Source organism: Rufibacter roseus, from assembly GCF_001647285.1.
GTDB classification, from domain to species: Bacteria; Bacteroidota; Bacteroidia; order Cytophagales; family Hymenobacteraceae; genus Nibribacter; species Nibribacter roseus.
This window is the reverse complement of record NZ_LRML01000013.1, coordinates 15845-39955: the sequence shown is the minus strand read 5'-3', so window position 1 is coordinate 39955 and position 24111 is coordinate 15845. Positions and strand designations below refer to the sequence as shown.

Here is a 24111-nt window from a genome sequence, read left to right as displayed (position 1 = left end):
AATAAGATGCAATAACCACTGGCGCAAGCGTCCGCTTGTGGTCGCAGGTGTACCTGGAGAAACAGCGGTGGCTAACGTTGCAATGCGAACGGACACAAGCGGATGCTTGCGCCATGAAAATTCTATTAAATTAGAAAAGCATCAGTCTCAATCACTCAATGTCAACTGAAAATGTGGAGTGGCGGAGGCAATGGCATCTCCTTCTTCTACTTTATCGGTGCTTTGCCATTTGCCCTGGTGGTAAATCCAGCCGTGGCGGACTTGGCTCGACTTTTTGTAGGTCCGGATGCTGGGTTCATAAGACACGAACGTTTCGCTTAACTTCTCTCCTGTTTCTTCATCTCGCGGCTCATATTTGTTATCTGGAATAATTAACCATTCAAAGGCAATAAAGAAGCCTTTGGATGGCATGAGCAAATCATATTGGCTTAGGTTGACGCGCAGAGTTTTAATACCCTTGGGTGCGGTTACCAGCAAAGGTGTGGTCAGCAAATCATTGCCTGGCTCACCGTTCTCCTTCACCTCCAATAACCTTATTTTAAACTGAGCTTTCCTGAGGTTGCTCAACGTCACCATGGCAACCTCGTCTACAAAAGGAGTGTTACTGTAGGTGGGTTTGTAAGGAACGTATTGCGCAATAATCCAGGGGGTGCCGTTGCTTCCGAAGCACAGTTGCGTGTCATTGTCCAGCTGATTCACGACGGCTTTCCGGCGGGCGGTGTTCCGCTTTACCGTTACCTCCCGCAATGACACGGCCGAGGGTTTCAAGGCTATTTTAAGTGGAGCGGCAGTAACAGGCACCAACTTCCGTTCATAGCCCAAACAAGATACTATCAACGTTTTTCCTTCCAGCGAAGATGCTTTCAGTTCAAACTGCCCTTTCTCATTTGAAGTGGTGCCAATACTTTGGTCTTCCACCCAAATATTGGCGAAGGAAACCGGCTTGCCGGTAGATTGGTCGGTAACGGTGCCTTTGACTTGTCCAAAGCCTTCAGCTATTAGCAAGCACATCAGAAGTAATAGAAACGCTGCTTTTTTCATTGGATTGGCTTTGAGTGCTGGTGCTGTTTTAGAGCTGTTTTTCAGAAACTAGCTTTAAAACGCACCTACTGTTGTTCTTAGTCTACGGCTTAATTTCTATGGGCGTGCCAACTGGTGTATGGGCGTAAAGTTCGTCTATCTCAGCATCGGTGACGGCTAGGCAGCCGTGCGTCCAATCCATGAACCGGTGCAGCCTTCCAATAAAGCCGACACCATTCCGAAGGCCATGAATTTTAATATCGCCACCCGGCGACTTACCTAACTTCTTGGCCGCCGCTTTGTCCTGAACGTTGGGGTAGGAAACACCCAGGTTTTTATGGTAGCCGCTGTTCGGGTTCTTGTCGTGGATGGTGTAGGTGCCTTCGGGAGTTTTGTTGTCGCCCTCGTACTGCTTGTGCCCCTCTGGGTTTGCGCCCAATGAAATGTTGTAGCTTCTGATGACTTTGCCCTTGGAATATGCCAAAAGTTTCCGCTCTGACTTCAGTACCTCAAGCTGATCAAAGGTAGTGTTCTTCGGCAGTTTAGCAGATATTGGGTAAAGCGCATACGTGGCAGCAACTGCCATTATCAGCAGGAGAAGCGCCATAATCACCTTTTTCATTTTGCTTGAAATATAATTCCCTATGCGTTGATTTACTTTTCCAACTCCTGCCTATTTTCGGCTTATTTTTATAAAAACAGGCCTAAAACAGAGACTTATTTTCCGCCGCTAATCCGGTACAAGTCTGCCAACACCACATCATCTTCAGGTTTGCGCAAGGCAGAGGGGCTGTCGAAGACTACGAGCAGGTGGTTATCATCATAAATAGCCAAACCCTCGGCTTTGTTTTGGCCGCTCGTCATACCGCTGCCGTGCGGAACGTCAAACAGATGCTCCAGCTCCTTTCTATGCACCACTTGCTCACCCTTGGCAGTTCTTGGTATGGCGTTGGGCCAGCGGTATACGGCAATAGTTCCGTCCAAATCCATAGTGGGGCCGGCCAGGAAATACAGATCATCGCCTTTGATGCGCAGTTCGCGTACGCCTTTGCCGCTCATGTGCAGGAAGTGCTTTTTGTACAGCCGCTTATCTTCCTCTACCGGCACCAGCTGCAGATACCCCTCCTGCTCCGCATCCTCTACCTGCAACTCCAACAGCATGGCCCAGCCCCGCAGCACCGGACCGCGCAAGCCTAAAAATATTCGGTTTTCGTGCAGCGCCAGTCCTTCAATGTCAAAGCCGTTGTCTTTCCCCGGAATAGGCAGGAAATCTTTGAGGTGCGGGTCGTTGGCCACGGCTTCCATTAATTGGTTTGTGGTGGAAGTGCCTACTAACTGGGCAGCCCGCAAAGTCTTGCCGCCGTTTTCAGGGTCAGGGCAGGATTTCTGAAGAGTAAATTCTCCGGTTTTTGGGTTTTCTACCAGCGGAATGCGGGCCAGCAGATAACGGTTAGGGTCGTTTTTTACTTTGGTCAGCCGGTTGATCTGCTTTTCAATAGAATCTTTGCTTTTAGGCTTTCTGCGCTTCAGGCTGTGTGAGCCCACAATCCAGAGATAGCCGCCGGCGCGGCCCATGCCTTCAATGTCTATTTCTGAGTTGTTGCCGTCGGGCAGTTCCAGGTACTCGGTCAGGTCGAAGGTGGTGTGCTCGGCATAGGTGTACTCTCCGGTCTTCTTGAGCCGTTCCACTTTGGTACGTTCATCGCAGCTTACCCACAAATAATCACCGGTGCGCAGCACGGTGGAAAGGCCGTCGCGCACGTGTTTGCCCTCGGGGCCAAAACTGAATTCAGGGTTAAAGCGAAGTTCTAACAGGGTTGCCAGGTGTTTCATAGTCATGCAAAGAGATACGGTGCAAGAGCAGAAAGTTAAGCGTTTTTGGCCTGTTTTCTGAAAAACAGCCTAAAAAACAGCGTGGGCAGCCAAAAATGGCTGCCCACGCTGTTTTACATTCATGCCTACTTTATGACTGCTTGTCTGGCGTGGCGGCTTCGGTCACTTTTACTTTGTCTTCGGCTTTCAGGCCTTCCACAATCTGAATGTTGATACCGTCAGATAATCCGGTTTTCACCAGCTTTTTCTGGAACTGCTGTGGCCCTGTCTCCACCTCCACAAACACACTGTCTTTGCTTTTCTTCCCGAACTGCAACAGGCCTTCTTTTATAGCCAGCACGTTCTCTTTCTGGTCCAACACAATGTCGGCGTTGGCGCTGTAGCCGGCACGCAGAAAATCACCCGGCTCCAGTAAAATTTGGGCTTTCACCTGAAACTTCACGGCACCTTCCTCCAATATGCCTTTTGGGGCGATGTGCTCCAGACGGGCCTTATACACTTTGTTCTCGATGGCGCCAATGGTCAGGTTCAAATCCATGCCCTCGCGGAGTTTGCCGACCTCTGATTCATCAATCTTGCCTTCAAAAATGAGGCTTTTCATATCGGCTACGGCGGCAATGGTGGTGCCTTCGTTGAAGTTGTTGCGCTCAATCACCGAGGCCCCCACTTTTACCGGCACGTCCAGCACCATTCCCTCCACGGTGGAGTAGATGACGTTAGAGCCGCCGGTACGCTTGGAGGTTCCCGATTTCACCAGCTGTAAATTATTCTCGGCAGAGGTTAAATCTTCTTTCTTGAGGTTGTATTCCAGCAGAAATTTGTTGTATTCCTGTTCGGCTATGACCTTTTGCTCAAATAACTGCTTCTGGCGGTCCAGCTCTTGTTTGGCTTGGCTGAAAGCGATTTTAGCCGTTTGCACACTGGTCTCAGCATTGTTCACGCTCACCATGTTGGGTACAATCCTGATTTTGGCAATCATTTGCCCAGCCTTCACCGTCTGACCCGCCTCTACGTACAGCTCCTCCACAATACCTGACACCTGCGGCTTTATCTGGATTTCTTTGCGCGGCACAATAGAACCCGTGGCCACCGTTTTCTTGACAATGTTGGTGTAAAACGGCTTTTCGGTTTTGTATACCACCGGGTCAGTCGTCGATTTTTTGTAGAAGTACTGTCCAATCCAGACGCTTCCGGCTAAGAAGATAATGATGAACAGACCTAAGAATACTTTTTTCATTTTGTTTTATGTACGGTATGTTACTGTGCTGTTTTATTCGTCTTTAAGTGCTTCCACCGGATTCACACGTGCGGCTTTGGTAGCCGGAATCAGCCCGGCCAGAGCTCCCATAATCACCAGCAGCGCGATGGCCATGAATCCTACCTGCGGGTCCACCTCGGGATTGGCGAACATGCCGCCTGTGGCTCCCATTTTTACCATCAGGTAATCAATCAGGGCAATTAAACCGGTTCCGGCCATCAGGCCCAGGTAACCGGCCAGCGCTGTAATGACCACGCTTTCCTGCAGAATCAGGCTAATGACTGAAAGCGGCGTGGCACCCATTGCTTTCCGGATGCCAATTTCCTTCGTGCGTTCTTTCACCACAATGAGCATGATGTTGCCCACGCCAATGATGCCCGCAATAAGCGTCATGACACTCACAAACCAGCTGAAGCTGGAAATGCCCGTAAACAATCCCTGTATCTCCTGAAACTCTTTCTCTATGTTAGCTGAGCCAAAGGCCTTGACGTCTGAGGGGGCTACTTTGTGCCGCTGAGCCAACAGGGCTTTTACCTTGTCTTCCACTACCACCGCCGCCACACCGGGGACCGGAATCAGTTTCAGGTGCCCAATGCGGTTCTGCTGGTTAAAAGTCTGCTGCAGCGTAGAGTGCGGAATGAAAATGGTCTGCGCCCCCTGCACAATGTCTTCGCTTTTACCTACCGGCTGGTGCACGCCCACTACCTGAAAATAGCTGCCTTTAATGTTGATGTACTTGCCTATTGGGTCTTCCTCGGGCTTAAACAAAACTACTTGCACCCGCGGCCCTATAATAGCGACTTTGCGTTTCTCGTCAATGTCAAGCTTGTTCAAAAACCTGCCTTTACTGATGGAAAGCGGCTCTACGTACAGTAGCTCCGGAAATTCGCCATTCACGGTAAACGATGAGTTTTTATCGTTACGGCTCACGGTGAAAGTGCCCCACAGCTGGCTGCTCGGCGACACCACCCCCACCTCCGGAAGCTGGCTTTTAATGGCCTCTACGTCTTCATTCACTAAGTTTACAAAACGCCCCGGCTTCAGGCCCATGTACGGCACGCTAGTGCGTTGCGTCCAGACGAACACGGCGTTCTTGGCTACGTTGAATTCATTTGTAACACCGTTTTCCAGCCCCTTTCCGGCCCCCAACAGCAGCACCAGCATGAATACACCCCAGAATACGCCAAAGGCCGTCAGCGCCGTCCGAAGCTTATGTTTCTTCACTGTGGCGTAAATCTCAGACCATTTGTCTATGTCAATCATTTTTTGAGTTCTGAGTCTTGAGTCGCGAGTCCTGAGTCAAGAATTTTATTTAATCTGTTTTTGTCCAGTTTTCAGAAAATCAGGTCAAAAACAGTCATTCTTTCCTTATACATCACATTCTATGGCGCGGAAGTTACTTCCGTGCCTTTCTGATACCCCCCCTTTGAAGGAGGCCAAGGGGGATGTTTGCACTAGCAGGTCCACACATTGCTGATTTTTTTATTCTGCTGATGCACATCCTCCCGAGAATCAATTCTCTCTGTTTTTAAACTACAGCTTCTACTTGTTCTATCCATCTTGTCATCCCCCTACCCCCTTCAAAGGGGGACGGAATGCGTAACTATATATATATTCCTAAACAATTCTCAATTCCAAATTAAAAATCAGTCTGCTCTCAACGCTTCAATCGGTTTAATTCTAGCTGCTTTCAGGGCGGGCACTAGACCAGCCAGAGCTCCGGCAAGCACCAGCAAGACTGTGGCTGAGACGGCTACTCCCAGATGTACCCCCGGATTAGCGAAGAAAGGCAGTTCCGCCCCAGATGAGTCGATGGCGTAGCGAACCAAATCAAGCAGACCAACACCCGCCAGCAGGCCTAAATAACCAGATAAAGCCGTAATAATAATGGACTCCTGCAGAATCAGGCTTACTACTGAGAACGGAGTGGCGCCTAAAGCCTTGCGTACGCCAATTTCACGGGTGCGCTCTTTCACGATGATGAGCATGATGTTGCTCACTCCCACAATACCAGCAATGAGCGTACCTATGCCCACAATCCACACAAAGATGTTAATGCCGTTGAAAAGACCCATCATCTGCTCGTACTCTTTCTCGCCATTGTTGATTTGAAGAGCTTGGGCATCTTCGGGGGAAAATTTATGCCGCTGGGCCAGCAGATGCTTTACTTTCTCTTCAATGACGGTGGCTTTTATTCCCGGTTTGGCTACCATACCAATCAGCTGCACCTGGTTAGGCTGGTTATAGGCAGTTTGCAACGTGCTAAACGGAATGTAGGCACGTTCTTCGCGGCGGCCGCCGTTGTTGCCACGCACGGTAAAGGTGCCCACTACCTTAAAGTGAATCCCCTTGATGTTCACGTATTCCCCCACGGCTGGCTTGTCTTTGAACAGCACTTCGCGCACTTTATCCCCAATCACCACTACTTTGCGCTTCTCATCCAAATCCTTTTGGTTTAGCAGCCGGCCAGATTTCACACGTTCCCCGTTCATCTCCAGAAACTCTGGAATAGAGCCAAAAACCTGGTAAGAGCCGTTTTCGGTTTTGTAGTTGATGGTGTATTCGCCCCACAAGCGGTTACGCGGTGAAACAATGTTTACTTCTGGCACCTCGCGTACTATGGTGGCCAAATCTTCATTAGATAGCTGAATTTGGCGGCCAGGGCTCAACCCTTTGTGGGCCAAGGAAGTTTTAGCGCCTGAGAAGAAGATGCTGTTCTTGGCTCCGTCACCGAAACGGTTGAACACGCCGTTCTGCAGGCCTTGCCCCGCACCCAGCAGAAGCACCAGCATAAAAATGCCCCAGAAAACCCCAAAAGCCGTCAAAAACGTCCTTAGTTTGTTTTTCCGGACGGTGCCCAGAATCTCCTGCCATTTGTCAATATCGAACATACGCTGCGGGAGTTATGCTTGGGAATAAGCAACTTTGGTCAGAAATTCCTCAGATTTATTGCCCAAGCCATCGTCCAGAATCAGACCATCTTTGAGCCGGATAACACGGTCGGTTTGGGCGGCTATGTCGTTTTCGTGCGTCACAATCACCACGGTCATGCCCTGGCGGTTCACGTCTTTGAATATCTCCATCACCTCTTCAGTAGTCTTAGTGTCTAAGGCACCAGTGGGCTCATCGGCTAATATCAATTTCGGTTGACTGATAAGAGCCCGGGCAATGGCCACACGCTGCCGTTGCCCACCTGACATTTCGTTGGGTGAGTGTTCGGCCCAATCTTTCAGCCCCACGCGGTCCAGGTACCCCAGCGCCAGTTTGTTGCGCTCTTTGCGGCCCACTTTCTGGTAGTACAGCGGCAGCGCCACGTTTTCCATGGCGTTTTTGAAGGTGAGCAAATTAAAGCTCTGAAACACGAAGCCCAGAAACTGGTTGCGGTACTGTGCCGCCCTGGTCTGCGACAGGTTTTTGATGGAAGTCCCCGCCAGCGTGTACTGGCCTTGGTCGTAATCATCCAGAATACCCAGTATGTTGAGCAGCGTAGATTTGCCCGAGCCCGAGGAACCCATGATGGACACTAATTCACCTTCGCGCACGTGCAAATCTATGCCTTTTAGCACATGGAGCTTGTTCTGCGCCATGGTGTAATACTTGTGGATGCCCTGCAGGTGAATCATAGTTTTGAGCGATAGCGGGTAAAGTATTTGTGTGCCTCGGAAAGCTTTCTTTCCGAGATAGATGCAGAAGAATTAGGTTTGGTTGCTTTGGCAGAGATTTTTATTCTTCTGAATAAAAATCTCTGCCTCAGAGTGGCTCTACTTTATCAGGTTTTCCTCTTTGAAAATTTTTGTGGCCCTATCTATTTCTTCGGTACCATCAGACGCAGAGCCCGGCAGCAAAATCAGTCGTTTTTTGGTACGGTTTTCTTCGTCTTTATAAAAGACTTCAAAATAAGCGCGCGACAGGCTGGTGGCTTTCTTGAACTTTACTTTCTGAATATTTTCTCGAGCAATGCTCTGCACCGCCGTATTATTCCGGCTCCTTAAGATGCCCACAAACAAATACCCGCTCAGCAACCCAAAGAAGGTAGCCTGAAACGTATGGTTCGTTTGGTAGCTGGTAATGGCCTGGTACAGCAAAAACAAGGCAATCAGGCCATAAACGGCGAATAAGTTGGCCACCCTTGCACCCGTTGATTTCTCCGTCAGGTTGCCTAAAATGCCATCGCGGGTGAAAGCTATTTTCTGCGGCAGCACATGGCAATAGCCAGTTTTAGTTCTGAATATTTTCTCAAACTGCATGTGTGGGCGTTCTTTGAAAGGAATATTTGCTATACTCTTCGCTACAATTGCTGGTGTGCCAGGGAGGAAGGAATGTTCAATATTAGTCGCACACCTCTGACATTAATTACATTTATTCCAAGACAATTTATAAAGCTCTTGCCCCTATATTGGCCTGTGTAGTTTTGTGTTTTCGGTCTCTTTTCTTGAAAACGATTCCAAAACATAAAATTTGAAAAACAAAAAGAGCCGCTCCTGATAGAGCGGCTCTTTGCTTATGTGCAGCAATTTATAAACTATTCTTTCAAAGTAACGGTACGGGTTACGGTATTGAAGGGCCCTGGAATTACTTGGCCTTGGCTGTTGATGAGCTCCAGTTTGAACGTGTTTTCACCCATTGGCAAGCCCTCAATCAGGTACGGTAGCCACTGGTCCAGAATGAACTCATTGCCGTTGATGGTGGCGCGCACTTTGTTTCCGTCGGGGCTGAGGGTGGTGTTCACTAGGTAGAAATCCAACATCACTTTTTTGGTATCGGCGCCTTTGTACTCGCCTTTAGGACGGCTGTAGAACAAGTGCTGATCGTCTTTCTTGAAATCCATGGTCTTGCCTCCGTTGCCCACTTTCACTTCACGCAAAGTATAAGCAGTTGGATGTTTAATGCTCTCGTGGTAAGACCGTGACAAGAAAGACAGGACCACGTGCTCGCCGTTTTCCATTTTCTTGGTGAACTCTGGGGTGTAGTGCGCGGTGTAAGGCTCGTTGTCCACAATGTTGTGGATGTGCTGGCCTTCGGCCGAATTGGCATGCTCATGCGTGCCGGCGTCTGGCGTCTGCTTGCTCAGTTCATAGTTCTGAACTGTGTACTTAAACGGCACTTCACCGGCGGCTACCGTGGCATTTTCCTCTGGAGCCGTTTGCTCCAGCTTAGCATCAGGGAAATCAACCGAGTTGCTGTAAGAATAAACTTTCAGGCCACCTTTTTCCATAGGTGTGCCCATGGTGCCTTGGTATTGCACCCCAGCCGAATCGTGGCCCATGGCCGCGTGGTCGGCGGTGTCGGTTCCTTCTCCTTCGGTAGTGGTGGTACGGTTGCTGTCACAAGCGGCGGCTGAGAACAGCAGCGCCACAGCGGCAAGTAAAGAGATGTGTTTGTTTTTCATAGTATTAGTTTTTCGTATGAACGCACAGAATGTTTCAAAGATAGAAAATTCGTAACTTGCAGCCCACTACAACACGCATTAAACAACACGTCAACTTAGGTTTATGAACGATAAATTATTGGAGGAAATCCCTTCGCTGGACTTAGCTGATTTTACGTCTGGCGACTCGGAGCGCAAAGCGGCCTTTGTGAAGGCAATGGGCGATGCGCACCAAAATATTGGGTTTGTGGCGATAAAAAACCATGGCCTGAGCGATGACCTAACGGAGCGATTATACGCCGCCATAAAAAAATTCTTCGCCCTGCCAGATGAGGTGAAGCAGAAGTATGAGATTCCGGGCTTAGCAGGCCAGCGCGGCTACGTAGGCAAAGGAAAAGAGCACGCCAAGGGCCGTAACACCGGCGACCTGAAGGAGTTCTACCACGTAGGCCAGGAAGTGACCGACAATGACCCAATTAAAGAAGAGTACCCAGACAACGTTTGGCCGGAAGAAGTGCCTGAGTTCAAAGAGGTGGCCTTGGAGGCGTATCAGCGTCTGGAAGCTGCTGGCAAGCAGGTGCTGAAAGCTTTGGCTATATACCTAGGCTTGTCTGAAGATTATTTCGATGCCAAAGTGCACAACGGAAACAGCATTCTTCGCCCTATCCATTACTTCCCGATAGAAAACCCAGATGCCGTACCCGCCGATGCCGTACGTGCCGCCGAGCACGGTGATATCAACCTAATTACATTATTAATGGGCGCCTCTGCCGATGGCCTGCAAGTTCTCCGCCGCGACGGTAAATGGATTCCGATTACCGCCCTGCCCGAGCAGGTGATTGTAAACGTGGGTGACATGCTGTCTCGCCACACCAACAACAAATTGAAGTCTACCATTCACCGCGTAGTGAACCCGCCGCGTGAGCTGATGAATACCTCCCGCTTCTCCATTCCGTTCTTCATGCACCCTCGCTCCGAGATGGACTTGACTTGCCTGGAAGGTTGTATTGATGAGCAAAACCCGAAACAGTTCCCAGATATTACCGCCGGCGAGTTCTTGAACGAGCGCCTAGTGGAACTTGGATTAAAAAAATAAGTTTTTCCAGAAATTTAGAAAGGAGCTCTTTAAGAGCTTGTTTAAACTTTAGCTTTTCGCTGCAAGTAGTTATAGCAAGAACCTGCCTTTGTGCTTTTATCACCTTCGTAGCGCTGCTACGAGGCTCAAAAACCACTTCGTCAGAACCTTACTCTAACTACTTTCGCTTACAAACCTAAAATTTAAATAAGCTCTTGAGGCTCCTTTCGTTTTTATGCTTATTTTTAAAAATTAGCCTAAAACGTCCTCTTACTTTTAGCCCTTGCGCCCACGGAACATTATCTTCTTAAAAGACGTGGCCACTCTTTCGCTTACTGCGTTTGGAGGGCCTCAGGCGCATATTGCCATGATGTTGCGGCTGCTGGTAGAGAAAAGGCGGTTCATCAACGAAAAGGAGCTTATGGAGCTCAACGCCCTTTGCAACATCCTGCCCGGCCCCACCTCCACCCAAACCATTACTGCCATCGGGTTTAAAGTAGGTGGGCCAAACCTGGCGTACCTCACACTTTTGGTCTGGATTGCCCCCGCCGCCCTCATAATGATTGCCGCCGGCCTTTTGATTTCTTTTCTGGGAGATAAAGGCGCCCCTTTGGGTTTTACCCGTTTTATTCAGCCTATGGCGGTGGGTTTTGTGGCCTTTGCCGCGTACCGCATCAGCTCCAAGGTGGTCACTACTAAGTTGGGAATTCTTATTTTAATGGTTTCTGCCATTCTCTCCTACTTCTTCCGGTCGCCTTGGGTTTTTCCGGCGCTGCTGTTGGCTGGGGGTAGCCTTACTGCCTTTCGGTTCAAACGCCAACCTATTCTAGAGAAGAAACCAATGCGGGTGGAGTGGGCAAACTTTCTTCTTTTTGCCGGAGTGTTGGTGGCGGCGGCGTTACTGGGACGCTACACACAGTTAAGAGCTGTTTTGTTGTTTGAGAACTTCTACCGGAACGGCAGCCTTATTTTTGGAGGCGGTCAGGTGCTGATTCCGCTCATGTATACTGAGTTCGTAGTATTTAAAAGTTACCTCAGCTCAAAGGAATTTCTATCGGGCTTTGCCATGGTGCAGGCGCTGCCGGGGCCGGTGTTCTCCTTCTGTTCTTATATTGGAACGCTTTCTATGCGGGAGTATGGATGGGGCGGTCAGATTCTTGGCGGCATTGTCTCTACCATTGCCATTTTTCTGCCGGGTACGTTCTTAATTTTCTTTGTGATTCGGTTCTGGGGAGAACTTCGCAAATTCCGTGTAATCCAAGCTTCTCTGGAAGGCATTAATGCTGTGGGCTCGGGTTTGGTCTGCGCGGCGGCCATTATGCTGTATCACCCCATCGAAAACACGCCTTACAATTTCGGTTTGGTGGTAGTTACTTTTGCCCTATTGCTTTGGACGAAAGTTCCTGCTCCATTACTTATTCTGACAGGGCTAGTAGTAGGTTTGCTGTTTCCGGGGTAAACTTGTTTTTGACTTCATTTTACAAAAATAGTCCGAAAATAGAAGCTGGTTCTGCTTTCAGGCTATTTTTGTATAGAAGCTAAGTATATTACTTTAAGATGCTTAACAAGTAATCTCCATACCCGCTCTTGCGCAATGGCTCAGCCACCCTCTGCAACTGCTCGGCATTGATGAAGCCCATTCGGTAGGCTACTTCTTCAATAGCTCCAATTTTGAGACCCTGCCGCTCCTCAATCACCTGCACAAACGTGGCTGCCTGCATCAGTGACTGAATGGTGCCAGTGTCCAACCAAGCGGTTCCGCGGTTCAAAATACCCACTTTCAATTTGCCTCTTCTCAAATACTCTTTATTCACATCGGTAATTTCATACTCTCCTCTGGGGCTGGGCTTCAGATTCTTGGCGATGTCAACCACGTCATTGTCGTAGAAGTAGAGCCCAGGTACCGCGTAATTAGATTTGGGCTGTTTCGGCTTCTCCTCAATGGATATAACTTTGTTGTCCCCGTCGAACTCTACCACGCCGTAGCGCTCCGGGTCCTGCACGTGGTATGCATACACCACCCCTCCATCAGGATCTTTATTTGCTTGGAGCAGTTCACCCATGCCAGAGCCATAGAAGATGTTGTCGCCTAAAATCAAAGCGGCTTTGTCCTTGCCCACGAAATCCGCCCCTAAGACGAAGGCCTGCGCCAGCCCATTCGGCACCTCCTGCACCTGATAGCTGAAGCAACAGCCTATCTGGCTACCATCGCCCAGCAGTCGCTCAAACATTGGAAGGTCATGCGGCGTGGAGATGATGAGAATATCTTTGATACCAGCCAGCATAAGCGTGCTAAGCGGGTAATAAATCATAGGTTTATCATACACCGGCATTAGCTGTTTGCTAACCGCCAGCGTTAAGGGGTGCAATCTGGTGCCCGAGCCACCTGCCAAGATAATTCCTTTCATGTTCTTCTACTTTTGGTTATAGATGAAGTCTTGGTTGTTCCGGAACCAGTCTAAGGTGATACGCAACCCTTCCTGTATTTTAATTTGCGGGTTATAGCCTAATAGTTTTCTAGCTTTAGAAATATCTGCCAAACTATCCCGAATGTCTCCAAGACGCTCCGGCCCATACTCGGCCTGCACATCAACACCCGCTTCATCCTTCAGAATATTGAACAGGTCATTTAAGGAGGTTCTGTCTCCCACCGCTATGTTATACACTTGATTTATAGCCTCAGGATTTTCAACCAATGCTGCCCGAATATTCGCCTCCACGCAATTCTCTACGAAGGTGAAGTCACGAGTATGCTCACCGTCACCGTTCATTCTAGGCCCTCGGTTGTTCAGCACGGCATCAATAAACAAAGGAATAACCGCCGCATACGCGCCGTTTGGGTCTTGTCTCGGCCCGAAAATGTTGAAATATCGCAAGCCAATGATTTCCATTCCGTAAGTCTTCCCAAATACATCGGCATATAACTCATTTACATATTTAGTCACTGCGTACGGTGACAACGGACGGCCAATCTTATCTTCTACCTTGGGCAAAGATTTGCTGTCTCCGTATGTAGAGGAAGAGGCGGCGTAAACGAAGCGCTTCACACTCTGCTCTTTCGCTGCCATCAGCATATTCACGAAACCGCTTACGTTCACCTCATTAGAAGTCACTGGGTCCTTCACGCTGCGTGGTACAGAGCCGAGAGCAGCCTGGTGTAGCACAATATCCATTCCCTCGCAGGCCTTCTTGCAAGTTTCTAAGTCTCTGATATCTCCCTCCATAACTTCCAAAGCCGGATTATCTTGAAAAGCTTTCAAATTTTTATGAAAGCCGTTGGAATAATTGTCCAGCACCCGCACTTTCTTGGCGTTGTACTTCAGCAAATACTCCACAAGGTTGGAACCAATGAAGCCCGCTCCGCCAGTAATCAGAAATGCAGTGTTGTCTAGCGGTTTGTTATGAAAAGGGGAATTATACACGACGATTAATTAATAATTAGGAATTATTAGCTGTGAATTTGCTGTTTTTAAGAAAACAGGCCAAATTCACAGCTAACTCTTGTTATTACTGAGAGTATTGTTTCTGGTAGTATTCTTGATAGTTACCAGAAGTTACGTTCTGCAGCCAGTCTTCGTTTTGCAGGTACCAGTCTACTGTTTTCTCCAATCCTTCCTCAAAGGTAACAGACGGCTCCCAGCCCAACTCGTTCATGATTTTTGAGGAGTCGATAGCGTAGCGCAAATCATGTCCGGCGCGGTCTGTCACAAAAGTGATTAGCTTGCGCGAGGCACCTTCCTCACGACCTAACTTTCGGTCCATGATGTCGCATAGCAGGTGGATGAGGTCAATATTCCGCCACTCGTTCACGCCGCCAATATTATAGGTCTCGCCCACTTGGCCTTTGTGGAACACGTCATCAATGGCGCGCGCATGGTCAATCACGTACAGCCAGTCACGCACATTCTCGCCTTTGCCATACACTGGCACTGGCTTTTCATTCTTGATGTTATTGAGCGCAAGTGGAATCAGCTTCTCCGGGAAATGGTTAGGTCCGTAGTTGTTCGAGCAGTTAGACACCTTCACCGGCATGCCGTAGGTGTGATTGTAAGCTCGCACGAAATGGTCAGAGCTGGCCTTTGAGGCAGAATATGGAGAGCGAGGGTCATACTTAGTTTCCTCGGTAAACATGCCTTCCTCGCCTAAAGAACCATATACCTCATCGGTGGAAACGTGATAAAAAAGTTTATTGCTGAAGTCAGACTTCCAGAGTTCTTTAGCCGCGTGCAGCAGGTAGCAAGTTCCAATAACGTTAGTAAACACAAATGCCATTGGGTCAGTGATTGATCTGTCCACATGCGACTCCGCCGCCAAATGAATCACCGCATCAAACTTCTGCTCCTGAAACAGGTTGCTGATAAATGCTTGGTCAGTAATATCTCCTTTTACGAAGGTATAGTTAGGTGCATTTTCTATATCTGTCAGGTTCTGCAGATTGCCCGCATATGTCAATTTATCCAAGTTAAATATTTGATAGTTTGGATATTTAGTTACAAACAGCCGAACCACGTGGGAGCCTATGAATCCGGCACCTCCTGTTATAAGAATTTTCATTTCTATTTATTTCGTCTCTAACTGTTTTTGCCAAGCCCAAGAACTAGCCAAACTTTCTTCCAAAGATAAAGATGTTTTAAAACCTAGTACCTCCGTAGCTTTAGTGACATCGGCATAAATCTTTGGAACATCTCCTGCCCTGCGGGGGCCAATTTTATAATTTAACTTTTGTCCGGTGGCAGATTCAAAAGCATTAATCACCTCCAAAACAGTACTCCCCTGACCTGTGCCAATATTGAATACCTCATAGGCAGCTGCCTCCTCTTGCTCTAAGCGTTTGATAGCCGCCACATGCGCTTTCGCTAAATCCACCACATGCACGTAATCCCTGATGCAGCTGCCGTCTGGTGTGTCATAATCAGTGCCATACACTGTAAGGCTTTCTCTTATCCCAGCTGCGGTTTGCGTAATAAAAGGCACTAAGTTGGCTGGCACGCCCAAAGGTAGCTCGCCTATCAGTGCCGATTCGTGTGCTCCAATTGGGTTAAAGTACCGTAGGGCAATGGTTTTAATGCCATAGTTGCCACTATCTGCTACGTCTCTAAGTATTTCCTCGTCAATTTTCTTGGTGTTGCCGTACGGAGAGTTCGCTTTCTGCGTAGGTGTTTCCTCGGTTACTGGCAAATTCTCTGGAATACCATATACGGTGCAGGAAGAAGAGAAAACCAGATTGCTGACTTTGTTGTTCTCCATCACCTGCAATAGCGTTACCAGACCGGCCACGTTATTGTGATAATATTTCAACGGCTCTGCCACAGATTCACCCACGGCTTTGAAAGCGGCAAAGTGAATAACGCCAGCTATTCCTCCCTCTTTGGCAAAAACTTCTTGTAACGCCGCAGCATCTGTACAATCAACCCTATAGCAGGCTACTTCTTTACCCAGAATGCTGGAAATACCCTGCAGTACCTTTTCATCAGTGTTAGAAAAGTTATCTACAATTACAGGAGTGTAGCCAGCTTCCACCAGCTCTATTACAGTATGTGAGCCAATATATCCGGCGCCACCAGTTACAAGAATTTTACTCATTTCAATTTATCAAATTACAGGCTCCAGTAGGGTAGGGATTTGATTTTGCCTCTGTAAATGCCTTTCAAATCAATTACAATTGGGCTGTCGGTGGAAATACCTTTGAAGTATTCCTCATTGAAGCCAAGGTAGTCTTTGTGGTTCACTGCCACTACAACAGCGTCGTAATCGTTGGTAGGGTTCTCGGTCAGGGCAAAGCCGTACTCGTGCTCCAGCTCCTCAGACGAGGCATAGGGGTCCACCACGTCCACCTGCACCCCGAAACTCTTCAGCTCGTTTATCACATCGGCCACTTTAGAGTTTCTGATGTCCTCCACGTTCTCCTTGAAGGTGGCGCCCATCACCAACACTTTTGCTTTGGAAATAGCCACACCTTCCTTGATCATCATCTTGATTGCCTTGCTGGCCACGTAAGCTCCCATACCGTCGTTAATGGTGCGGCCACTCAGAATCACTTTAGAGTCGTAGCCAAGAGCCTTCGCCTTGTAGGTGAGGTAATATGGGTCCACGCCTATGCAGTGGCCGCCCACCAGACCGGGGAAGAACTTCAGGAAGTTCCACTTCGTGCCCGATGCCTCCAGCACCTCATAGGTGTTGATGTTCATACGGTCAAATATGATGGACAATTCGTTCATCAGGGCAATGTTCACGTCGCGCTGGGTGTTCTCAATAATTTTCGCGGCCTCGGCTACCTTTATGGAGGAAGCCCTGTGAACGCCCGCAGTGATGATCATTTCATACACTTTGGCAATTACGTCAAGGGACTCTTCGTCGCAGCCAGACACCACTTTCACGATTTTGGTCAGAGTGTGCTCTTTATCTCCTGGATTGATGCGCTCAGGGGAGTAACCTACTTTGAAATCAGTCGGGAATTTCAGCCCTGACTCACGCTCCAGCACTGGAATACAGTCCTCCTCGGTACAGCCCGGGTACACGGTTGACTCATACACCACGTAGTCACCTTCCTTTAGCACTTTGCCAACGGTAGTGGAGGCGGAAAGGAGCGGCTTCAGGTCCGGCAGGGCGTAGTTATCAATAGGGGTAGGCACCGCCACCACGAAAAAGCGAGCTTCCCGCAGCACATCCAGATCATTGGTGAAGGTTATATCGCAACCCTCGAAATCAGATGACTCCAGCTCCCCGCTGGGGTCAATGTGGTTTCTCATCTGCTCCACCCGCTTTGCGTTGATGTCGAAGCCGATTACGCTGAGTTTCTTGGCGAACTCCAATGCGATGGGGAGCCCTACATATCCTAATCCTATCACAGCCAGTTTGGCTTCTTTGTTCAAGAGTTGCTGATACACGTTTTTATTATTTTAAATGGAGGCTTTAGTTACAGAGTTATTGCTCAGGCGATACCTCTCACCCGTTTCGGGGCAGGCAGCCATATTATTTTCGTCAAAAATTAATTTATGACCTGCCTCGCTCACCCAACCGTGCTGCTTGGAGGGGTTTCCGTACACCAAAGCGTATGGAGGCACGTCTTTTGTCACCACGGCACCCGCACCAATTAAGGCATAGGCCCCAATGGTGTGACCACAGACAATAGTGGCATTAGCGCCAATGCTTGCCCCTTTCTGCACCAGAGTCTTTTGATATTCGCCACGGCGATTAATGGCGCTGCGCGGGTTTAGTACATTGGTAAACACCATGGAAGGACCCAGAAACACATCATCTTCGCAAATGACTCCGCTATAAACAGATACGTTGTTCTGAATTTTGACATTCTCACCTAGAACCACACCAGGCGAAATAACCACGTTTTGGCCGATATTGCAGCGCTTCCCGATCTCGCAATTAGGCATGATGTGGGAGAAGTGCCAGATTTTGGTACCCTCCCCTATTTTACATCCGTCGTCGATTACAGCGGATTCATGGGCAAAATACTGGGCAGAGGATTCAGACATTGAGAAAACAGCTTCTAAACAATCAGAGCCTTTACGGTCAATTTCCTAAAAAGGATACAAAAATTATTGAACCACAAAGGTATGATTTTATAACAATTCAGGGTAAAGCTTTTGTAACTTCTTATCTAGTTGCTGGTTTTACTGCCAAACTGCTTGCAGAATACGTTCTTTACCGTATAAATCTTTTATCACCTCTACTTGACAAAAGCCCCTACTAAGAAGAATATCAGCAGTTGAGGCAGCATATCTTTCATTTATTTCAAAAAAAAGTCTGCCCCCGTTCTTTAAAAGTTGAGGAGCTATTTCAGCTATTCTTCTGTAGAAAAGCAAAGGGTCAGTATCAGGCACGAACAGAGCCAGGTGCGGTTCAAAATTTAATACGTTTTGCCGCATCAGTTCCTTTTCCTGCTCCAGCACATAGGGTGGATTACTCACTATGACGTCTAAAGAACTGGGAGCCACAGCCGGGATCTCTTTTAATATATCCTGACACAGCCATTCTACTTTTTGCCCTGATTTATTAGCATTTTGGCGGGCAATGGTTAAAGCATCGGCAGACACATCTAGCCCTATAACTGTACTCAGGGGTAGTTCAGCTGCCAAGGTGACAGGTATACAGCCACTGCCAGTTCCTATGTCTAAAATAGCAACTCCCGGTTGACTCTGATACGTCTTTATAATTAACTGCACTAACTCCTCTGTCTCAGGGCGGGGAATTAGCACAGCCGGAGAAACAATAAAGTCCCGCCCGTAGAAAGAGGCCTCACCTATAACATATTGCAATGGTTCATGCTGAAGTAACCGCTCCACAAAAGTGTCCACTTTGGTTACCAGCCCTTCAGAGGCAATGTTTGAACGTACTTCAAACAGCCCCATCCGCCCTTTTCCTAGCTCATGCTGCAGCAGCCACTCCGCCATGGTACGGGCTTCTGGCTGCTCGTACAGTGCCTCCAGCCGGAGAGAGACACTTTCTAATAAATTACCAATGGTGTACTTCATATCAGTTTTGCGCAATTTCTGAAAAAACAGACGATATTCGGGCATGGAATTTTGTAGGCGCGTAAATAACCGGCATGAGCACAGATGAGAAATTTATGCGGCGGGCACTGGATCTAGCGAGCCAAGGACTAGGCACTGCCCGACCCAATCCAGTGGTGGGCTGTGTGGTGGTGCACCAAAACAAAATTATAGGTGAAGGCTGGCACAAACGGTACGGAGAGCCCCATGCCGAAGTAAACGCCATTGCAAGTGTGCAGAACCAAAATTTGCTGCCTCACAGCAAAGTTTATGTTACGCTAGAACCTTGCTCTCACTACGGGAAAACACCTCCCTGTGCTGATTTCCTCATTGAGAAGGGTGTGCGGGATGTGGTGATTTGCAATACAGACCCCAATCCCTTAGTGGCGGGGAGAGGAATTCAAAAACTGGTCGATGCTGGATGTAAAGTACATATTGGCGTATTGGAACAAGAGGGGCTAAAGTTAAACCGTCGGTTCTTCACGTTTCAGCAGAAGAAGCGTCCTTATCTAGTTTTAAAATGGGCCGAATCATCTGATGGATTTATTGCGTTGCCTAACTGTCAGCCCTGCCAAATTTCCGGCCCCTCTGCCCATAAGCTGGTACATAAGTGGCGCACTGAAGAACAAGCAATCATGATAGGCACGCGTACCGCTCTGTCTGACAACCCCAAACTGAATGTGCGCCAATGGCCAGGACAAGCGCCACTTAGAATTGCTATCGACAAAAAGCTGCAAATCCCTGATAGTCACCACCTTTTGGATGACTCGCTCCCCACGCTCATTTATACGCTAGCGGAAAAGCCTTCCTTAGCTCAAACTGAATTTGTCAAATTAGCTCAAGTGGAAGATTTTTTGGAGCAGTTACTTCAAGATTTGTACCAGCGGAATGTGCAATCAGTGCTGGTGGAGGGTGGAACTAAGTTACTGGAGGCTTTTTTGCAGAAAAACATTTGGGATGAGATCAGGGTGCTGAAAAGTAAAACCACTATCCTCCATGAAGGTGTGCAAGCTCCCACGCTTTCCGGCAGGCCTGTTATTTCCAGAGGCACACTAGGTAATGACGAGATCATTTTCTACCGGAATGTGTGAGCCTCACTCAACCCCTCTTAACTTAGAAAGAGTTAAAGAAGATGTGTTTTGAGCCTCTTTTCAGAAAAACATGCCTAAAAGCGGTATGCCCTGAATCAACTAGAACAGTTATTTGGCTTATTTCTTAAAATTGTTCCCTCCAATTCTCAGCCTTACCTTTGTAGTTCTTAAAAGTTTTTTTGCTGAAACTCCATACCAATTTAGCACATCAGCACATTGAAAAATTAGCACTTTATAAAATGGCCGAGAATTTATTTGTTGACAATACTCTCTCCAAAGAAGAGAAATACAGAGCCCTCCTCCCCCAAATAGAAGCATTGGTAGCCCCAGAAACCGATTTGGTAGCAAACCTTTCTAACATGATGGCAGCTCTAAAACAAAGCTTCGGCTTTTTTTGGGTGGGGGCATATCTGGTGAAAGAAGACCAACTAGTGCTGGGGCCGTTTCAGGGTCCGGTAGCCTGTACCCGCATTCCGTTTCATAAAGGGGTTTGCGGTGCCTGCTACACCCGTAAAGAAACTATCATTGTTCCGGACGTAGAGGCTTTTCCGGGCCACATTGCCTGTAGCAGCGAATCTAAGTCTGAGATTGTGGTGCCGGTTCTCAAAAATGGCGAGGTGAAAATGGTGCTGGACGTAGACAGCGACCGCCTCAATGATTTTGACGAGGTTGACCAGAAGTACCTGGAGCAGCTGATGAAATTGGCGGAGAACTGGTTCTAAGTTAGCATCAAGTAGTGCGTATCAAGTAGCATGACTTTAGAATACGTTTTGAGCCTGTTTTCCTGAAAACAGGTCTAAAACAGAAGAAGCCTCACCCAAACCGGATGAAGCTTCTTTTATATCAACTCAGTAAAGTATTGCTACTTTATACCTGCTACTTGATACAACACGCAGCGTTTACCCAAAGAAAGAACCGGAGTTCTCCGTCTTCAGCTGGGCAATGACCGTTTGGCCGCCTTTGGTTTTCTGGCCTAGCTGCACTTTCACCTCAGTATCTACGGGCACAAAGATATCAACACGCGAGCCAAATTTGATGAAACCGAACTCCTCGCCCTGGTTTACTTCGTCACCCTCGGTTACGTACCACACAATACGGCGGGCCATGGCACCGGCAATCTGCCTAAACAACACTTGCGGACCGGCCAATGATTCTACCACTACCGTAGTACGCTCGTTTTTGGTGCTAGCTTTGGGGTGCCATGCTACCAGATAATTACCAGGGTGGTATTTGAAATACTTCACAATGCCAGACACCGGGTTACGCGTAATGTGCACGTTAATGGGTGACATGAAGATGGAAATCTGTTTGCGGGTATCATTGAAGTACTCAGGCTCTTCCACGTCTTCTATCACTACTACTTTTCCATCGGCGGGGGCTACTACCAAGTCTTCGTGCAGCAACAAATTGCGGTAAGGGCTCCGGAAGAACTGCAGAATCAGCAAGAAAACAATAAGCGATACAGCAGAGAAAATACGATTTAAGGTGACATGCTCACTGTTGAAGTAGTACAGCAACATGTTCACAACCAGCAACCCCAGCAGGGTAAAAAACAGAATCTTACGTCCTTCTTTATGAATTTTCATCTATGCTATTACGGCTTATAAAGCAAAAATATAAAAAAAACCGCCTTCCCTCTAAAAAAAAGAAGGAAGGCGGATATTTTAAGTAAGTCAGGTCGTTAAAAGCCGCCGCGGAACTTGTAGGTTTGGGCTACTTTATCAATGGCCACTATGTAAGCGGCAATACGCATGGGCACGTCATATTTTACAGAAGTGGCATATACTTTCACAAAGGCTTCGGTCATAATCCGGTCAGAGCGCTCAGTCACCATGTCAAGGCTCCACTTGTAGCCTAGCCTGTTCTGCACCCATTCAAAGTAAGAAACAGTTACCCCGCCGGAGTTGGCCAAAATATCCGGCACCACCATAATACCCTTTTCGTTAATAATTTTATCAGCGTTGGCAGAGGTAGGCCCGTTAGCTCCCTCCACAATCAGTTTAGCTTGAATTTTATCTGCGTTACGGGCCGTGATCACATCTTCTACAGCAGCGGGCACCAATACATCTACTTTGGCGGTGAGCAGATCATCATTACTGATGGGCTCTACCCCGGCAAAACCTTCTAAGCGACCTTGATGCGCATTTTTATATTCAATGGCAGCCTCAATATCAATACCGTTGTCACTCCAGTAGGCGCCGCTCACATCGCTTACGCCCAGTATTTTCACACCCCGCTCGGCTAGTAGTTTGGCCGCCCAGGAGCCCACATTCCCGAAGCCTTGAATGGCAGCCGTTGATTTAGTTGGGTCCATGTGCAGCACTTCCATGGCGGCCATAGCCGAAACCATTACACCGCGACCAGTGGCTTCTACCCTACCCAGAGAACCTCCTAGTACCAGCGGTTTACCAGTCACAACCGAGTTTACAGTCATACCCTTGGTTTTAGAGTATTCATCCATGAGCCAGGCCATTTCTCTAGGGCCAGTACCCATATCTGGTGCCGGAATATCTTGGTCAGGGCCGAAGGTATCAATCAGAGAAACGGTGTAGGCTCTGGTTAAACGCTCTAACTCACCGGCTGACATGCTGGCCGGGTCGCAGATAATACCGCCTTTGGCACCGCCGTAGGGTATATCTACCACGGCGCATTTCCAGGTCATCCAGGCAGCCAAGGCTTTTACCTCGTCAAGAAAAACGTTTTTATCATACCTAATTCCACCTTTTGACGGCCCCAGTATATTGGAGTGAACTACTCTGAAACCTTCAAACACTCTAATGCTGCCATTGTCCATGGTCACGGGCAAGTGCACAATAACCTGACGGGTAGGAGATTTCAGCACTTCATACGTCTCTTCATCTAACCCCAGTACTTCCGCTGCAATATTAAAGCGGGACATCATTGACTCAAAGGGATTCTCTTTGTCTTTGATAGGTGCCGGTTCTTTGTAGGCCATTTTGTTCTGATATGCTGCCATGTTGACAAATTAATAATTACAGAGTGTAAACAGGGCGCAAAATTATCATTTTCACAACACAAAGCGAACAATTGTTTGTGCTCTGAATATAATTTATAGACGGACTAACTCCAGAAAAGCAACCAGGAAAGGAATGACCATAATTAAGCTATCAAAACGGTCCAATATACCGCCATGGCCAGGAATTAAGGTGCCCGAATCTTTCACACCCAAACTGCGTTTGAGCATAGATTCAACTAAATCGCCCAATACACCAAATATTCCAATGAGTACGGCCATACCCAGCCAAAGTTCTAGAGAAAGGTCTTGGAAGAAGAAGGAAAGCCCCCATGCCACCACCACCGCCAGCACCAAGCCACCGGCCCAACCCTCCCAGGTTTTACCCGGTGAAATGCGCGGAAACAGCTTATGCTTGCCAAAACTTTTCCCCGCCGCGTAGGCCCCTGAATCAGAAGACCAGATCAGGAACATGACGCCCAGCACAATCTGCCAGCTATATTGATCAGTTTGAAAAGCCAAAACGTGCAGGAGCGCAAAAGGGGCAGCCACATAAAAAACGCCCAGCAACGTAAACGCCACATTCACAAAAGGAAGCTCCTTCTTTCGGTAGAGCTCGGCAATGAGGGCCAGCAGTACAATGGGCGGCATCAGAAACAGCCACTCAGTCGCCAAGGTGCCATACTCCGCTGCAAACCCCACCAAATATGCCCCTACTCCTAAAAGCAACCCAACCGACCGCTGCGGATGATAACCTTTTTCTGAAAGCAAGCGATAAAACTCTAACTGCCCCAGAATGGTTAACACTAGAAAAAGCAGAAAGAAAGACCAGACGCTGAAATAAATAGCCCCAATGAAAACGGCTCCCCCAATGACTCCGGCCAGCACGCGTTGCTGAAAATTGTTAAGCGGCTTCTTTGTCTGCTCCATGAAAAGGATATTAGATGTTACTAGTTAGACATTAGATTCTGGAAGGAAAACAAAA

At 48.1% G+C, this 24111-nt stretch carries 23 protein-coding genes; 4 read left to right on the top strand and 19 right to left on the bottom strand.

Annotated features, from left to right (window positions below; all coding sequences use genetic code 11):
* Positions 1-147: 147 nt before the first annotated feature.
* The 9 genes from A8O23_RS16855 to A8O23_RS16815 form a co-directional block, all read right to left on the bottom strand.
* The gene (locus tag A8O23_RS16855) at positions 148-1041 is read right to left on the bottom strand and encodes a carboxypeptidase-like regulatory domain-containing protein (RefSeq protein WP_066623719.1); all 894 of its coding nucleotides are present in this window, start codon (positions 1039-1041) and stop codon (positions 148-150) included.
* An 82-nt stretch (positions 1042-1123) separates the two neighbouring features.
* Complete coding sequence (locus A8O23_RS16850; RefSeq protein ID WP_066623716.1) at positions 1124-1642, bottom strand: L,D-transpeptidase family protein; 519 nt, start codon at positions 1640-1642, stop codon at positions 1124-1126.
* A gap of 95 nt (positions 1643-1737) precedes the next feature.
* Positions 1738-2853 (bottom strand): DUF3616 domain-containing protein, encoded by a 1116-nt coding sequence (locus A8O23_RS16845; protein WP_066623851.1) that lies wholly within the window; start codon positions 2851-2853, stop codon positions 1738-1740.
* Between the two features lie 130 nt (positions 2854-2983).
* A complete protein-coding gene (locus A8O23_RS16840; RefSeq protein ID WP_066623714.1) occupies positions 2984-4090 on the bottom strand; it encodes an efflux RND transporter periplasmic adaptor subunit in 1107 nt (368 codons plus the stop codon).
* A gap of 33 nt (positions 4091-4123) precedes the next feature.
* Positions 4124-5374 (bottom strand): ABC transporter permease, encoded by a 1251-nt coding sequence (locus A8O23_RS16835; protein ID WP_066623713.1) that lies wholly within the window; start codon positions 5372-5374, stop codon positions 4124-4126.
* 383 nt (positions 5375-5757) lie between these two features.
* A complete protein-coding gene (locus A8O23_RS16830) occupies positions 5758-7002 on the bottom strand; it encodes an ABC transporter permease (RefSeq protein ID WP_066623711.1) in 1245 nt (414 codons plus the stop codon).
* 12 nt (positions 7003-7014) lie between these two features.
* Complete coding sequence (locus tag A8O23_RS16825) at positions 7015-7734, bottom strand: ABC transporter ATP-binding protein (protein ID WP_066623709.1); 720 nt, start codon at positions 7732-7734, stop codon at positions 7015-7017.
* 138 nt (positions 7735-7872) lie between these two features.
* On the bottom strand, positions 7873-8358 hold the full coding sequence (locus A8O23_RS16820) for a hypothetical protein (RefSeq protein WP_066623707.1): 486 nt from the start codon (positions 8356-8358) through the stop codon (positions 7873-7875).
* Positions 8359-8633: 275 nt separating this feature from the next.
* Positions 8634-9500: a hypothetical protein gene (locus tag A8O23_RS16815; RefSeq protein ID WP_066623705.1), complete on the bottom strand. Its 867-nt coding sequence runs from the start codon at positions 9498-9500 to the stop codon at positions 8634-8636.
* 103 nt (positions 9501-9603) lie between these two features.
* Between A8O23_RS16815 and A8O23_RS16810 the strand changes: the two genes are divergently transcribed.
* Together A8O23_RS16810 and chrA are read left to right on the top strand one after the other, a co-directional pair.
* Entirely contained in the window at positions 9604-10575 is a 972-nt protein-coding gene (locus A8O23_RS16810) for an isopenicillin N synthase family dioxygenase (protein ID WP_066623703.1), read from the top strand.
* A 262-nt stretch (positions 10576-10837) separates the two neighbouring features.
* Entirely contained in the window at positions 10838-12013 is a 1176-nt protein-coding gene (chrA, locus tag A8O23_RS16805) for a chromate efflux transporter (RefSeq protein ID WP_066623701.1), read from the top strand.
* An 88-nt stretch (positions 12014-12101) separates the two neighbouring features.
* Here chrA and rfbA read toward each other — a convergent pair whose 3' ends face one another.
* The 7 genes from rfbA to prmC form a co-directional block, all read right to left on the bottom strand.
* The gene (gene rfbA, locus A8O23_RS16800) at positions 12102-12962 is read right to left on the bottom strand and encodes a glucose-1-phosphate thymidylyltransferase RfbA (protein ID WP_066623699.1); all 861 of its coding nucleotides are present in this window, start codon (positions 12960-12962) and stop codon (positions 12102-12104) included.
* Between the two features lie 6 nt (positions 12963-12968).
* Entirely contained in the window at positions 12969-13976 is a 1008-nt protein-coding gene (locus A8O23_RS16795; protein WP_066623698.1) for an SDR family oxidoreductase, read from the bottom strand.
* Positions 13977-14061: 85 nt separating this feature from the next.
* Positions 14062-15108, bottom strand: coding sequence for a dTDP-glucose 4,6-dehydratase (gene rfbB / locus A8O23_RS16790; protein ID WP_066623696.1), 1047 nt, complete (start codon positions 15106-15108; stop codon positions 14062-14064).
* A gap of 6 nt (positions 15109-15114) precedes the next feature.
* The gene (gene galE, locus A8O23_RS16785; RefSeq protein WP_066623693.1) at positions 15115-16137 is read right to left on the bottom strand and encodes a UDP-glucose 4-epimerase GalE; all 1023 of its coding nucleotides are present in this window, start codon (positions 16135-16137) and stop codon (positions 15115-15117) included.
* 14 nt (positions 16138-16151) lie between these two features.
* Positions 16152-17441 (bottom strand): nucleotide sugar dehydrogenase, encoded by a 1290-nt coding sequence (locus A8O23_RS16780; protein ID WP_066623690.1) that lies wholly within the window; start codon positions 17439-17441, stop codon positions 16152-16154.
* Between the two features lie 12 nt (positions 17442-17453).
* Positions 17454-18044: an acyltransferase gene (locus tag A8O23_RS16775; protein WP_066623687.1), complete on the bottom strand. Its 591-nt coding sequence runs from the start codon at positions 18042-18044 to the stop codon at positions 17454-17456.
* Positions 18045-18182: 138 nt separating this feature from the next.
* Positions 18183-19043 carry a peptide chain release factor N(5)-glutamine methyltransferase gene (gene prmC, locus A8O23_RS16770; protein ID WP_066623849.1) on the bottom strand — a complete coding sequence of 287 codons (861 nt, stop codon included), beginning with the start codon at positions 19041-19043 and terminating at the stop codon, positions 18183-18185.
* A 74-nt stretch (positions 19044-19117) separates the two neighbouring features.
* Here prmC and ribD point away from each other — a divergent pair, with 74 nt between their 5' ends.
* Positions 19118-20152, top strand: a complete 1035-nt coding sequence (ribD, locus tag A8O23_RS16765) for a bifunctional diaminohydroxyphosphoribosylaminopyrimidine deaminase/5-amino-6-(5-phosphoribosylamino)uracil reductase RibD (RefSeq protein ID WP_066623685.1) — start codon at positions 19118-19120, stop codon at positions 20150-20152.
* A gap of 239 nt (positions 20153-20391) precedes the next feature.
* Entirely contained in the window at positions 20392-20874 is a 483-nt protein-coding gene (locus tag A8O23_RS16760; RefSeq protein WP_066623846.1) for a GAF domain-containing protein, read from the top strand.
* Between the two features lie 177 nt (positions 20875-21051).
* Here A8O23_RS16760 and A8O23_RS16755 read toward each other — a convergent pair whose 3' ends face one another.
* The 3 genes from A8O23_RS16755 to A8O23_RS16745 form a co-directional block, all read right to left on the bottom strand.
* On the bottom strand, positions 21052-21738 hold the full coding sequence (locus A8O23_RS16755) for a phosphatidylserine decarboxylase family protein (protein ID WP_066623683.1): 687 nt from the start codon (positions 21736-21738) through the stop codon (positions 21052-21054).
* A gap of 95 nt (positions 21739-21833) precedes the next feature.
* Entirely contained in the window at positions 21834-23108 is a 1275-nt protein-coding gene (locus tag A8O23_RS16750; protein ID WP_066623843.1) for a Glu/Leu/Phe/Val family dehydrogenase, read from the bottom strand.
* 114 nt (positions 23109-23222) lie between these two features.
* A complete protein-coding gene (locus A8O23_RS16745) occupies positions 23223-24056 on the bottom strand; it encodes a phosphatidate cytidylyltransferase (protein ID WP_066623681.1) in 834 nt (277 codons plus the stop codon).
* Positions 24057-24111 lie beyond the last annotated feature (55 nt).